The sequence below is a fragment of the Euryarchaeota archaeon genome, from assembly GCA_016207515.1.
Taxonomy (GTDB): domain Archaea; phylum Thermoplasmatota; class SW-10-69-26; order JACQPN01; family JACQPN01; genus JACQPN01.
The window spans coordinates 1-12,716 of sequence record JACQPN010000005.1; the positions used below are offsets into that span (position 1 = coordinate 1).

The following is a 12,716-nucleotide window of genomic DNA, read 5'->3' on the forward strand; positions in this document are numbered from 1 at the left end:
CATTCCTTGTTCTCTCAGTTGCCGAATCATTATCCACACCTCGAACCCAATCATCCTCTCGCCTCGGCCATTGGCCGGGCAAGCGGGGGGTGGGCATTTTTACTTCGGCGGAACTGAGCACTTTTCAGGCGGCGTTTTCACTCTCGACTCGCCTTGCCTGCTCAAACCGTTACTTGAAGAAAATACCGAACGAGCGCGCATTCTCGGGCGCTATTCGCAAACCCGTGGAACGCGTCCTTGTCCCTTTGACATCTGCGGAACAGAAGATTCACATCTTAGCGGATTAGGGAGCACTATTCCGGCAAATGGCAGTGCTCACTCCTTAGGAGCGTGTAATCCCGGCGGGATGCTCTTCGTCGTCCGGCGTGATGCTCTCCGCCGATGCTCCTCGAAAAGTGTCGCCCATTTTTCCGCCGATACGCCTCTTGTACGAATGTTTTGGAGCGGTTCAGGCGACAAAATCCGTTTCGTTGATGCTCCGAATGTTCCGGCCAATGGAGAGGCGCCCATGATGTCGCTATTCGTGCGCCAGCGGGCTGGACAAGAGCCCATGATTGCTCACGAGCGGCCTCCTCGGGATCGGGCCTAAAACGATGCATACACGAAACTTGCAGTTTTTTTCACGTTACAGAGAACGACCTCTTTCGGGAACCTTGAAGAAGAAAGCCCGTCCCCATTAGCACGATGGCAAACGAAAGTCGTGTCAGAAAGAAAAGGCAAGCCGCGCGAACGTATCCGACGGGTTCCACCCTCGTGGAACTTACGAAGGAGCAAGCGACCCCGGAGGTCGAAGCGAAACTCGTGGAGAAATTCGGTCCCGCACTAATGTGGGACTGCACGCGAGGACCGGGCCCCGATGGAACGGCGACCGAGTCGGCTCGTTGCATCCTGCTAGATCGCCCGGATTCCGCGTGGACGCGGTATCTTGTCGAGAAAGTCCTCAAGCAACCGAAGAAGGAATCCTGCACGGGAGCAAAGGAGGAGTAGGTCGGCGGGTTGGAAGGAGCCGGAACCAGAGGGAGGCTTCGTGGCCCACGTAGACCCACGCGCGAACCGTTCCACGGATACCGACGAGGGCGACCCACCGCTCTCAACAGGCGCCTTGGAGCCCGCTTGTATGGAAACACTCAATGGGGACCTCGCCGATTCTCCCTTCGGAGGTGGTCAAGCAAGCGCCCTACCGGGCGCGAGCGACGAAATGAAGTACGCCTGGACTCCGACAGGGTCCGGGCTTCGTGCTGAATTGAACAGACTATGGGCCAACGTTACGAACGAACGAAGAATCGAGGAGATGAACTGGACGCTATTCTACGGCTTCCTACGCGAACACGATGGACTTCAACCCGGAACAACGGGTGAAAGATTCCGCCACCTGAAACGGATGGCGGGACTCAGTAGCCACCCGAGAGGAACCCACGTCGATTCTCGCGTGAAGTTGACCGGGAGCGTGGATGAGGTCATAGAGTCATTCTGCGACTTCATCAACGCGCGAAAGGAAGCTGGCGCGAGTTCGGCGGCCATCAAGAACGATTACGTGGCCTTCGGCTCGTACCTGAAGATGCTCCGGATTCCGGCGAAGAGCGTGCTTCCACGACAGCCGCATGTGCTCGGGAAGCCGAAAGAAATGCTACCGAGCCCGGAGAGCATCCATGCTTTACTCCACGACGATTTCGGGATTCGTGACGCGAAACGGAGTTACGAACTCTCGTTGGCAAGGCACCTATTGTTTTTCGACTTCGCTTTTGGGGTCAGGTTCCCGAGCGAGGCATGGTCGCTGCGACTCAATGACTACGACCCGGAGAATCATCTTTTGACGGTTCGAGAACCGAAGAAGGGTGGACGGCTCCGGCAGATAGTGATCGAGCCGCGCTACTTGTGCTGTGCTCCGAACCGGTTGAGCCTCGCCAACTACGTAACGCATTGGAGACCGAAGGTCGATCCCGATTGGACGCAGGAGGCGTTTTTCCTGCAAGCAGACGGGACTCCCTTCACCTCCAAGTCGACGTTGGCAGGATTCCTCCGGAAACTCGTCGCCCCAAAATACCCCTGGTATCACGGTTACCTCGGGCGCACGTGGAATATCAACGCGCGCCTGATCGAGACCGCGATAGAACGGGACAATGGGCGCTTCGAGTACGACTGGGTCTCGGTGGCTAATTGGGTCGGTCACGAGAACCTGTCCACGATGCGGCGCTATTACGACCAATTCGTGGACGTGCAAAGGACCATCCACGGAGCCGAATGGCTCACGAGGGCTTTCGTCACGCCTCGAAAGATCGAGACGCGAACGGATGCTCCAAGAGCAGCCGGTGTGCGGGCCTTCGTTGAGGCTCGCCGGAGGCGGAATGCTTCACTCACCCCCCGAAAATTGGGGGGAGTGGCACGTTCCACTCCTTCAACCTTGGATGGGTCTGTCCGTATTTGAAACGGAGTCGCGTGCACCCCAAGCACGTAGGATACCAGGCTACCCCACAGACCCGACGATGAGGCGACGGAGTCGCCGAATCGGCTGCGCCGGGGAGCGCGAAGCGTTCCACGAGCGCCGATTCGTCCCCCGCAGCCGCGGCCCGAATCGATCTTGCGGTCCATTCAAGGCCCGAGGATTCGCCGTAGCCGAATCCGACTATAAGAACCTCTTCAGTCCAAGTCGGGGGCGTCGACTTGCCCAGTGGTCCAGTACGCTTTCGCCTTTCCTCCATTCGCTCTTAGCCGGTTTCGAAAGGTCTCACGTGGAAAGCCATAAATAGCCACAATCGGTAATCAGGGTTCCCGCGTTCGGGCGCGGTATTGGAGTTGCTTGAAATGGAACCGATCCGAATCCGTTCTGTCCGCCCAGTCGAAACAAAGCCGATCGTCACAGTCAATGGGGCGGCGATTTCACTAGAGGAGCGGCTGGAGGAGGAAGAGGAGCAGTCGGTCGGCGCCGGTTTGAGCGACTTTTCCGTCGTCCGCCGCGCCGCAAGAGGCTTGAAGTCGGTCGGCGCTCGCGGTCTGTGACTGAGATACGGGACATCCGGATCCGAAAGATAATCGACAGCCGGGGAAACCCGACGGTCGAAGTTGACGTTTTCACTGAATCAGGCTTTGGGCGAGCCGCAGCCCCGTCGGGCGCCTCGACCGGTGCTCATGAGGTCGCCGCGTGGCCAAAGCAGGGAATCGATGCGGCCATCGAGCGCGCGAACGCAGCACTTTTCCCGAAACTCGTAGGGCGACACGCGAGCGACCAACGGGAACTCGACGCTAAGCTTGCGGAGATCGACGGTACGCCTGATTTTTCACACGTCGGGGGAAACGTGGCGACGGCGACGTCCCTGGCGTTTGCGAAGGCGGCCGCGGATTCCCTCGGCATCCCCCTTTACCTCTATATCGGCGGGTCGATGGTGGGCCAGTTGCCGCGCCCCATGGGAAACGTCCTCGGAGGCGGCGCCCACGCGGTCGGCGGGACGGACATCCAGGAATTCATGGCGATCTCACTCGGCCCAAGTGTCGCCGATTCCGTGCACGCGAACGCCTTCGTCCATAAGCGGGTGAAGGAGGTCCTGAAGGCCAAGCTCCCTGGCGAGGCGATCGGCAAAGGCGACGAGGGCGCGTGGGTGGCCAAGGTCGGCAACGAAGAGGCGCTCGCGATCGTCTCGCAAGCGTGCGACGACGCGAAGGCGCAGTTCGGCTTCCCGGTGAGGCCGTGCCTCGACGTCGCCGCGACCGAGTTGTATCGTCACGGGAAATACAAGTACCGGGACACCACGAGAAGTCGCGAGAAACAGATCGACTTCATGGAGAGACTCGTGAAGGAGTTCGATCTCTACTCCATCGAGGATCCGCTCGCGGAGGAGGACTTCGACGGCTTCGCCGAACTCACGCGCCGCGTCGGCAAGAAGTGCCTAGTCGTCGGCGACGACCTGTTCGTCACGAACCCGACGCGCATCGAGAAGGGCATCTCGATGGGCGCTGCCAACGCGGTGCTCATCAAGGTGAACCAAGTCGGGACTCTTTCGCGCACGGTGGACGCGGTCCGCCTCGCCCATTCGCACGGGTACAAGACGATCATCAGCCACCGCTCGGGGGAAACGACGGACGACACGATCGCCCACATAGGAGTCGCTTTGGGATGCGTCGCGATAAAGACGGGCGCGGTCGGCGGGGAACGCATCGCGAAACTGAACGAGCTTATCCGGATCGAGGAAGAGTTGGGGGCGCCGCCGAGGCCATCCAAGATGAGTAGTCACTAGGATTCCCCTTGTATCTACAAGTACGTACTCGGATCAAAGACTTTCGGTCGCGCAGTTACCTTTATGAAGGGGAATTGCTCTGGCACCATCCCCGGTCTCCCGCGAATGGGAGGACCGACGGAAGGGGCCGCGGCCTGCCGTCACCGCTTGGGAGCGCCCTCACGATCAAAGTCCGGCCACCGGACGAATGGTGATTGACCATGGAATCGGAACTGAAATACGGCGAGGAACAAGGCCTGAAGGAAGCGGAATCGCTCGTGTCAGAGGACGTCTACCTCTCGTGCGGTATCCACATCGGAACGCAGCAGAAGAACGCCGACATGGCGCCCTTCATCTACAAGGTCCGTAACGATGGCCTTTTCGTGCTTGACATCAAGAAGACGGACGAGCGCATCCGGGCCGTCGCGAAGTTCCTCGCACGTTACCCTCCTGGAAAGGTCCTTCTCGTGTCTGCACGTCAGTACGGTCAGAAGCCGATCAAGGTCATGGCGACGCGCATCGGAGCGATCGCGAACGCGGGCCGCTTCATGCCAGGTTCCCTCACGAACCCACGCACCGCCCAGTTCATCGAGCCCCAGGCCGTCCTTCTCAACGACCCCGCGGGCGACGCTCAAGCGATGCGCGAGGCGTTGAACATCGGCATCCCCATCGCGGCGCTTTGCGACACCAACAACGAGACGCGTAACCTCGACCTCGTCATCCCGACGAACAACAAGGGGAAGCGGTCGTTGGCCTTGGTCTACTGGCTCCTCACGCGCGAGATCCTGAAAGCCCGCGGCGACATCAAAGAAGACAAGGATTTCGACCTACAAATAGACGATTTCGAGGCTCAACTGTAGGGCTCCGTCCTGCCCCGAGTCTTTCTGGCCGTTGTCATGTGCCAGCTTGTGCGCCGCGTATCGCAAGCGGCACGTTCAAGGACAGCGAATGGCCGTTGCGTCCCTTTGTCCGCGTCAGGAGTCCAAGCCGCTCCAGCCGGTCGACCTGCCATTTCGCGCCGCTTTTGGGGATCCCGAGCCGCCTTGCGAGTTCTGAAAGCGTGAGGCCAGGTGTGTGCTCTAGCGTGCTCATCACCGCGATGGCGCGTCCGGAGCGCCTTGCGACCCTTGCTCGCGTCTCGAGAACGCCGAATGTGCGACCAATGGTGAACAAGCGCGTCCTGGAGCCGTCCCTGAAGAACACGACATGATGGAACTCTTCCAGCACTGCAGCGTGGTGAAGGGCTGTGCGATACGACAGATCGAGCGCAGCCGCCGAACACCACTTGGGGAGGGTCTGACCCTCCCCCTTTTCTATGAGGCAGCGAATCCTGGCATCGTGCTCCGTCAACCCGCGGTCGCCGGCACTTTCTACCCGCACGAAAAGGCGGCGCTGGCCGCCCTCGTCGAAAGCTCTCTCGACCATCGCCTTGGCCCCGGCGCGAATCCGGGCGCGTGGCCAGGGGGAAAGCGCATTCGCGGCCTCCTCGTGCCCCATGCCGGTCTCGAGTATAGTGGCCACGTGGCGGCGCATGCCTACAAGACGCTGGCGGAGGACCACGCCCCGAACAGGCTCATCCTGATCGGCCCCAACCACAGCGGCGTGGGGGCCGCCGCGGAGGTATCTCTCGACGACTTCGCAGTTGCGACGGGGACCGCGAGGAACGATTTCCGGTTCGGCGAACGGTTGATCAGTCAGTTCATCAGCGAGGATTCCGGAAGCCACGCCGAGGAGCATTCGCTTGAGGTGCAAGTTCCATTCATCGTCCGCCTGTTCCCCGAAGCCAAGATCGTACCGATCCTCGTGACACAACAGACGAGGGAGATCTCCAAGGCCATCGGCGAGGCCATCGCCCCACACCTTGGTGATCCTGGGACCATCGTGATCGCCAGCACGGACCTGTCCCATTACCTTCCTCCGAACCGTGCGACGGCCGCCGATTCGGTGACGATCGAGGCGCTCCTCACGGGGAGCGCCGACTCGCTCTTTGACGTCCTGGGGGAAGGCGACCCCTCGATGTGCGGCCAGGGGGCGGCTGCGGCGATGCTTGCCGCGGTCAAACCGGAAAATGGACGGCTTCTTGCCCGAGCCCACTCGGGCGACGTGAAGCCCATGCCCAGGGTCGTGGGATATGCGTCGATGGCGTTTGGTTGAAGGGACGCGTTTGTCCGGTTTCCCCTGACACAACTTTTAATTGCCCACACCCACACACATTGACAGGAGAGCATGGGTTCTGGTCAAAAACAAGAGGAATATGTCTTCAAGATGGAACCCGGAATGCTCAACCGTATCCTCGACATCGGCACGAACCCGACGCTTCCCTTGGCGCTTCTAGGGGCCTTGGGCCTCTACGTCGCCCAACCCGGCGGCTACGCGCCCGACCTCTACCTTATGGCGGGCGTCGCGTTGGTCACCGTTTCCGCCATCGTTTACGCATTCACGAAGCTTCGCGGCCAAGTCAAACACGCCGTGATCACGAGCGGCATGATCCTCGTCCAGCCGTTCGCCTCCTGGCGGCGCCGCATCTCCCCGGAACGCGTGAAACGCGTGGTCGTCGTTGGCACGTCTACCGGCGAATCGGTGCAGGTGCAGCAGCTTGCCACGGGCCAATTGCGCGTCGATCCCCTGATGCCGCAAACCTATTTCGTCGTGGAACTCACGACCGACGACGCGGTCTTGCGCTTTGCCGCGAGCCCGAACAACATCGATTTCGTCGTGAACGCCTTGCAGTTCGGCGGGTGCGCGTTCCTGCCGCCGACTAAGACGTCCGCGCGCTCCAGGCAATCCTCGCGACCTGGCCCCGCATAGTGCATTGTCGGCGCCTGGCGCCCGCGACGACGCGACCATAGAGCCGGCGGAGAAGACTCCACCGATCCCCTGTCCATGCGTTACGTGCCCTGGGATCGCCTGACCTTGGCGCCCGGCTTGCCTCGCTCCTCTTGGGGCGGCTGTAGGCGCCGGCGCTACTTCACCGACCTTTATTAAATCGTCCTGCCAATACGCGGCCGTGGTCACGGCCAAGGCACCTGGAAAGGCGATCCTCCTCGGCGAACACGCGGTCGTTTTCGGCGAGCCCGCCATCGCGGTGGCGTTGGACCTTGAGACCACGGTCACCGTGGACGTCGGGGGCGAGCGAAGCCAAGTGAACGAGCGGCCCCTGAACCATAAGGCGCACGCGTACCTCTACGAGGCCGTGAAACTTCTTTGGGACGAACGGGGCCTCGACATCAAGGTCGAATCTGGCCTTCCCTCGGCCGGAGGACTCGGGTCCTCCGCCGCACTCACGGTCGCGTTCGTCGCCGCCCTCTCGAAGCTACGCGACGATTTCAGCGAGGAGGCCGTGGCAAGGCGGTCCTACGAGGTCGAATCCGCAGCGCAAGACGGGCGAGCGAGCCCCACCGACACGTCCACGTCGACTCATGGGGGGGCCGTGTTGGTGTCGAAGGATCGCGGCGAGAAATTCCTGTGGCGCATATCCCGGGGCGAGCGTACTTGGAACCTCCACGAGACGCCGTGCCCCGACATCACGCTCGTCGTCGGGTACACGGGCGAACGCGGGCGGACGGCGGACCAAGTGGCGAAGGTCGCACGCTTCGTGGAGAAAAACGCCCTCGGGCGAGACGTGATCAAGGACATCGGGACGGTGACGCGCCAAGGCAAAAGCGCGCTTGCCGACGGTGACCTGAAGAGGCTCGGGGCCTTGATGAACAGGGACCACGACCTTCTCCACATCCTCGGCGTATCCACGCCGCGGCTTGATGCGCTAGTCGAGGCCGCGCGGCCGCACTCGTTCGGAGCGAAGCTCACGGGCGCCGGCGGCGGGGGCTGCATGATAGCGCTCACCGAGAAGCCGGAGGAGACGGCCGCCGCCATCCTGCTTCGCGGCGGCGAACCGCACATCGTCAAAGTGAACAAAGCGGGGGTCACGGTGCAATGATCGCGATAGCGACCATGATCGCGGTAACGACCGGCCCGCCGCCGGTGGGGTGCCGATGATCATCGTGAAGCTCGGCGGCAGCGTCATCACGGACAAGTCGCGCCCACGCAGCTTCAAGCCCGCCGCGATGAAGCGGCTTGCAAAGGAGCTCGCGGGCGCAAGGGAGGAGCTCATCGTTGTACACGGGGCCGGCTCCTTCGGCCACCACGAGGCGAAACGGGCGGAGATCGCCCGGGGCTACCGCAACAGGCGCCAGCTCCTGGCGCTTCCGAGGATCCATCGGGACCTTCGCCAATTGGACCTTCTGGTCCTTGATGCGCTTCTCGACGCTGGCCTGCGCCCGGTGTCGATACCACCGGCGGCTGTGGCCCGGCGACGCTCGGCCGGGACCGTGACCATCGACACGCGACCCTTCGAACACGCTCTCGAACTCGGCATGGTCCCAGTGAGCTTTGGCGACGTCATCCAAGACAGTAGACAAGTGTTCTCGATCCTATCGGGCGACGCAATCGTCGAACGGCTCTCCGACCGTTTCCGTCCGCGCCTCGTCGTCTTCGTGACCGACGTGGACGGGATATTCGACAAGAGTCCCCTCAAACGAGGTGCTTCCTTGATCCTCGCTGTGAGCGCGAAGACTCTCGGCCTATTGGCCATCGGCGGCTCGACGAAGGTGGATGTCACGCGAGGCATGGCAGGAAAGGCCACGGAGATGGGCCGCATCGCCAGGAGGGGTGCACGTGTGCTCGTCGTGAACGGGAACAAACCCGGGCGGTTGAAGTCGATCCTCGCGGGAAAGGACGCGCTGGCGACCGAGATACACGCCTGAACGACGCCGATGCGCGGAAAACCGCGGGCGGCGAGCCGCGCGGCGTCGGACCCGTCCACGCGGACCCGTCTTGCGCCGTTGGTCCGGGTGCTTTTGACTCTTGTGGGATTCGATTTCGTTCGTCATCGGCGTTTGCCTCCTCGCTCCCGAAAGCCGCGTCGGGCCGAGGTCTTCCACATGGGACGCCTTTGCGCCAACTACATCACGCCTAAATATTGCCGCCGCGTACGGTTACCCGACAGGATGACGCAATCGAGGAAGAAGGACCATGTGGACATCATCCTCAAGGAGGACGTCCGGGCCCGCTGGGATTCGTGGGACGACGTGTTCCTCGTCCATGAACCGCTTCCTGAAGTGGACCTTGACAAGATCGACCTTGGAACGCGTTTCCTTGGAAAACGACTCAAGGCGCCGATGATGATCGCGTCCATGACGGGTGGTTACCCGGGCGCGGAATCCATCAATAACAACCTCGCCTACGCCGCCGCGGAACTCGGGCTTGGCCTTGGCCTTGGAAGCCAACGTGTGGCCCTCACGGACAAGACCGTGCGCCACACGTACGACACGGTCAAGGAGTACGACGTCCCGTTCCTCGCCGCGAACATCGGCGCTCCGCAACTCATCCCGCAAAAAAGCGGAAAGAAGCCGCTCGACGCGAAAGACGCCGCGAACCTCGTCTCGATGATCGACGCGGACGCCCTCATCATCCACCTCAATTACCTTCAGGAAGCGGTGCAGCCCGAGGGCGACATGAACGCCGAGGGCGTCATCGAAGCGATAAGTGGCATCGTTGAAGGTGTCGGGGTGCCTGTCATCGCGAAGGAGACGGGCGCTGGCATCAGTCGCCGCGCTGCCGAGCGGTTGAAAAAATGCGGTGTGGCGGCGATCGACGTCGGCGGCCTTTCCGGGACCACGTTCGCGGCCGTCGAGCTTGTCCGCGCGAAGAAGGAAGGTGCCAAGGAGCAGACGCGGATCGGCGAACTCTTCCGCGATTGGGGCATCCCCACTCCGGTCTCGATCCTCGAATCAGAAGTAGGTCTTCCCATGGTGGCGACCGGCGGCGTCCGAAACGGCGAGGACGCGTTCAAAGCACTCGCCCTCGGAGCGACTCTTGTGGGTGCTGCGGGCGCGACGCTTCCATACGCCGTCAAGGGGAAGAAGGACATCCTTGGTTTCCTCACGATGTTCCTCGCCGAGATGAGGACGGCCTTCATGCTCACCGGTACGAACACGTCCGCGAACGCGAAACGGGCACAGGTCGTATGCACGGGGCGAGTCGCAGAGTGGATGCGGGCGTTGGGACACGATTCACAGAACTTGGCCGCGCGACGTCGCTAGGATCTTTCGGCGGGCAGGATCTTTCGCATTTGACGGTGACCCGTCGGCCTGGCCTGGTCGCGTCCACGGGCGCGGCAAACCTATATAAGTAAGTTTCCCCATCTTCGCGCCCACCGTCAGATTCCGGCATGTTTCCCAGGTCTTGTCGGGCGCGGTTCACAGTGATAACATGGTCGAATTCAGAGTAGTGGTGTCAGACCCGAAAGACGGGAAATCGTACCAAGTGCCGGTCACGGGCCAGCACGCGAACCTCCTTGTGCGAAAGAAGATCGGCGACGAGGTCGAGGGCATGTTCGTGGGGCTACCCGGTTACAAGCTCAAGATCACGGGCGGAAGCGACAAGGACGGCTTCCCGATGAGAAAGGACGTCCCGACCGCAGGAAGGAAGCGGCTCCTGGTCTCCGAAAGCATCGGCTTCCACCCGGAGAACCGCGGTGTCCGCCGCAAGAAGACGTTCCGAGGCGGCGAGATCGGCGTCGACACACTGCAGATCAACGTGGTCGTCGCGACGCACGGGCCCAAGCCCATAGGCGAACTCATCACGAAGCCCGCCGAAGGCGCCACACCCGAACCGAAGAAGAGATAGGTACAAGTACATACCTTTGGGGCTGTAGTTTGGAAATAACTATTTGCAATCAGGAAACGGTGGCGTAACCGTGAAGGTCTCTCGCCAACCCGAAGTGAACATCGGAATGATCGGTCACGTCGACCACGGAAAGACGACGCTCACCCAAGCGCTGAGCGGCGAGTGGACCGACAGGCACAGCGAGGAAATCAAGCGCGGCATCTCGATCAAGCTCGGCTACGCCGACGCCGCGTTCTATCGCTGCCCTAAGGACGCCGAGCCCGACTGTTTCACGACCGAGCAGAAGTGCCCGAAGTGCGGCGAAAAAACAGACCTCATCCGCACGGTCTCCTTCGTCGACAGCCCGGGGCATGAGACGTTGATGGCGAACATGCTCACGGGGGCGGCCCTCATGGACGGCGCCATACTCGTCATCGGCGCCAACGAGGCGTGCCCGCAGCCGCAGACGAAGGAGCACCTGATGGCGCTCGACATCATCGGCATCAGGAACATCATCATCGTCCAGAACAAGATCGACCTGGTCTCTGAGGAGAAAGCGCTCGAGAACCACAGGCAGATAGAGCAGTTCGTGAAAGGCACGGTCGCCGAGAAGGCACCCATAATCCCGGTCTCGGCGCAGCAGAAGATAAACATCGACGTCCTCATCCAGCAGATCGAGAAACTCATCCCGACGCCAAAGCACGACGCGACAAGGCCTCCGCTCGTCTACGTCGCGAGGTCGTTCGACATCAACCTTCCCGGCATCAAGCCGGAAGAGATCCGTGGCGGCGTCATAGGCGGTTCCATCGTCCAAGGCAAGTTCAGCGTGGGCGACAAGATCGAGATAGTACCCGGGCGTAAACTCGAAGAGCACGGGAGGACGCGGTGGGAACCCATACACACGGAGATAACGGGCCTTGTCGCCGGTGGCAAGAGCTACAAGTCCGTGAACCCGGGTGGGCTCGCGGGGATAGGGACACTACTTGACCCCGCGCTCACAAAAAGCGACAACATGGTCGGAAAAGTGGCCGGGACACCGGGCTCGCTCCCGCCGATCCTGGAGAGCTTCACGATGGATACGCACCTTCTGGAGCGCGTCGTCGGATCCGCCGAGGAACTGAAGGTAGAGGCGTTGAAGACGCGCGAACCGCTGATGCTAAACATCGCCACCGCGACCACGGTCGGCGTCATAACGAGCGCCCGGGAGAGCGAGGCGGAGGTCGTGTTGAAGCTTCCAGTCGTCGCAAGGAAAGGACAACGACTCGCGATCTCGCGCCGCATCGGCACGCGATGGCGCCTCATCGGGTACGGGATAATCAAGAGCGCCCCCGGCCTCGAAGAGAAGGCCCCCGGCCCGGCGGCGAACGACACGGCGCCCAAGGAGAAGAAGGCGCAGTCGAAGAAGCATTGAGGCCGCGACATGACGACGAAATCGAAACGCCCGGTCATCCTCGACAGTAACGCGCTCATGATGCAGTTCCAGTTCCACATCGACATCGAGGCCGAGCTTGGCCGCATCTTCGATTTCCCCTACGAGATAATCATCCCCTCCGTCGTGGTCGAGGAGCTCACAGCACTTGCCGGTGAATCGGTCGGCAAGGACAAGCAGGAAGCCAAGCTCGCGCTCGAACTTGCGAAGAACTTCAAGATCACAGAATCGAAGGGCGAAGGCGACACGGCCATTCTGAAACTCGCCGAGAGCCTCGACGCGATCGTCGTCACGAACGACAAGATCCTGCGAGCGCGTCTGCGGGCCAAGAACGTGCCGAACGTGCACATGAGGAGCAAGGCGTTCCTCACCTTGGAAGGGCACACGGGCGTATAGGACGGTCGGCATCGGCC

14 protein-coding genes and 1 tRNA gene are annotated in these 12,716 nt (G+C 61.6%); 13 read left to right on the top strand and 2 right to left on the bottom strand.

What is annotated here, in order from left to right:
• Nucleotides 1-684: 684 nt before the first annotated feature.
• Entirely contained in the window at nucleotides 685-987 is a 303-nt protein-coding gene (locus HY556_02375; GenBank protein MBI4392630.1) for a hypothetical protein, read from the top strand.
• 130 nt (nucleotides 988-1,117) lie between these two features.
• Nucleotides 1,118-2,425, top strand: coding sequence for a site-specific integrase (locus HY556_02380; protein MBI4392631.1), 1,308 nt, complete (start codon nucleotides 1,118-1,120; stop codon nucleotides 2,423-2,425).
• On the opposite strand, the gene HY556_02385 is transcribed toward HY556_02380, so the two are convergent.
• A tRNA-Pro gene (locus HY556_02385) sits at nucleotides 2,407-2,479 on the bottom strand. The genes HY556_02380 and HY556_02385 overlap by 19 nt on opposite strands.
• A 308-nt stretch (nucleotides 2,480-2,787) precedes the next feature.
• On the opposite strand from HY556_02385, the gene HY556_02390 reads away from it, so the two are divergent.
• The 3 genes from HY556_02390 to HY556_02400 all read left to right on the top strand — a co-directional run bounded on the left by HY556_02390 (nucleotide 2,788) and on the right by HY556_02400 (nucleotide 5,068).
• A complete protein-coding gene (locus tag HY556_02390) occupies nucleotides 2,788-2,997 on the top strand; it encodes a hypothetical protein (protein MBI4392632.1) in 210 nt (69 codons plus the stop codon).
• Nucleotides 2,994-4,229 carry a phosphopyruvate hydratase gene (gene eno / locus HY556_02395; protein ID MBI4392633.1) on the top strand — a complete coding sequence of 412 codons (1,236 nt, stop codon included), beginning with the start codon at nucleotides 2,994-2,996 and terminating at the stop codon, nucleotides 4,227-4,229. The genes HY556_02390 and eno overlap by 4 nt, the downstream gene beginning before the upstream one ends.
• Before the next feature lie 200 nt (nucleotides 4,230-4,429).
• On the top strand, nucleotides 4,430-5,068 hold the full coding sequence (locus HY556_02400; GenBank protein ID MBI4392634.1) for a 30S ribosomal protein S2: 639 nt from the start codon (nucleotides 4,430-4,432) through the stop codon (nucleotides 5,066-5,068).
• 34 nt (nucleotides 5,069-5,102) lie between these two features.
• Here the strand turns inward: HY556_02400 and HY556_02405 are convergent, their stop codons facing one another.
• Nucleotides 5,103-5,435 carry a MarR family transcriptional regulator gene (locus HY556_02405; GenBank protein ID MBI4392635.1) on the bottom strand — a complete coding sequence of 111 codons (333 nt, stop codon included), beginning with the start codon at nucleotides 5,433-5,435 and terminating at the stop codon, nucleotides 5,103-5,105.
• Between HY556_02405 and amrB the strand changes: the two genes are divergently transcribed.
• From amrB to HY556_02445, 8 genes are all read left to right on the top strand, one after another.
• A complete protein-coding gene (gene amrB, locus HY556_02410) occupies nucleotides 5,415-6,362 on the top strand; it encodes an AmmeMemoRadiSam system protein B (GenBank protein MBI4392636.1) in 948 nt (315 codons plus the stop codon). The two genes, HY556_02405 and amrB, sit on opposite strands and share 21 nt — an antisense overlap.
• Before the next feature lie 72 nt (nucleotides 6,363-6,434).
• Nucleotides 6,435-7,016: a hypothetical protein gene (locus tag HY556_02415; protein ID MBI4392637.1), complete on the top strand. Its 582-nt coding sequence runs from the start codon at nucleotides 6,435-6,437 to the stop codon at nucleotides 7,014-7,016.
• 199 nt (nucleotides 7,017-7,215) lie between these two features.
• Entirely contained in the window at nucleotides 7,216-8,145 is a 930-nt protein-coding gene (gene mvk / locus HY556_02420) for a mevalonate kinase (GenBank protein ID MBI4392638.1), read from the top strand.
• A gap of 55 nt (nucleotides 8,146-8,200) precedes the next feature.
• A complete protein-coding gene (locus HY556_02425) occupies nucleotides 8,201-8,971 on the top strand; it encodes an isopentenyl phosphate kinase family protein (GenBank protein MBI4392639.1) in 771 nt (256 codons plus the stop codon).
• A gap of 243 nt (nucleotides 8,972-9,214) precedes the next feature.
• Nucleotides 9,215-10,309 carry a type 2 isopentenyl-diphosphate Delta-isomerase gene (locus tag HY556_02430; GenBank protein MBI4392640.1) on the top strand — a complete coding sequence of 365 codons (1,095 nt, stop codon included), beginning with the start codon at nucleotides 9,215-9,217 and terminating at the stop codon, nucleotides 10,307-10,309.
• 169 nt (nucleotides 10,310-10,478) lie between these two features.
• Nucleotides 10,479-10,895, top strand: a complete 417-nt coding sequence (locus tag HY556_02435) for a 30S ribosomal protein S6e (GenBank protein MBI4392641.1) — start codon at nucleotides 10,479-10,481, stop codon at nucleotides 10,893-10,895.
• A 70-nt stretch (nucleotides 10,896-10,965) separates the two neighbouring features.
• On the top strand, nucleotides 10,966-12,285 hold the full coding sequence (locus HY556_02440) for a translation initiation factor IF-2 subunit gamma (protein ID MBI4392642.1): 1,320 nt from the start codon (nucleotides 10,966-10,968) through the stop codon (nucleotides 12,283-12,285).
• A 9-nt stretch (nucleotides 12,286-12,294) separates the two neighbouring features.
• On the top strand, nucleotides 12,295-12,699 hold the full coding sequence (locus HY556_02445; protein MBI4392643.1) for a hypothetical protein: 405 nt from the start codon (nucleotides 12,295-12,297) through the stop codon (nucleotides 12,697-12,699).
• The last annotated feature ends 17 nt before the right edge of the window (nucleotides 12,700-12,716 follow it).

Bases quoted from the DNA above. Each gene is read 5' to 3' on its own strand.
- HY556_02375 (MBI4392630.1), top strand. From the start codon at position 685: ATGGCAAACGAAAGTCGTGTCAGAAAGAAAAGGCAAGCCGCGCGAACG.
- HY556_02380 (MBI4392631.1), top strand. From the start codon at position 1,118: ATGGAAACACTCAATGGGGACCTCGCCGATTCTCCCTTCGGAGGTGGT.
- HY556_02400 (MBI4392634.1), top strand. From the start codon at position 4,430: ATGGAATCGGAACTGAAATACGGCGAGGAACAAGGCCTGAAGGAAGCG.
- amrB (MBI4392636.1), top strand. From the start codon at position 5,415: ATGATGGAACTCTTCCAGCACTGCAGCGTGGTGAAGGGCTGTGCGATA.
- HY556_02415 (MBI4392637.1), top strand. From the start codon at position 6,435: ATGGGTTCTGGTCAAAAACAAGAGGAATATGTCTTCAAGATGGAACCC.
- HY556_02425 (MBI4392639.1), top strand. From the start codon at position 8,201: ATGATCATCGTGAAGCTCGGCGGCAGCGTCATCACGGACAAGTCGCGC.
- HY556_02430 (MBI4392640.1), top strand. From the start codon at position 9,215: ATGACGCAATCGAGGAAGAAGGACCATGTGGACATCATCCTCAAGGAG.
- HY556_02435 (MBI4392641.1), top strand. From the start codon at position 10,479: ATGGTCGAATTCAGAGTAGTGGTGTCAGACCCGAAAGACGGGAAATCG.
- HY556_02445 (MBI4392643.1), top strand. From the start codon at position 12,295: ATGACGACGAAATCGAAACGCCCGGTCATCCTCGACAGTAACGCGCTC.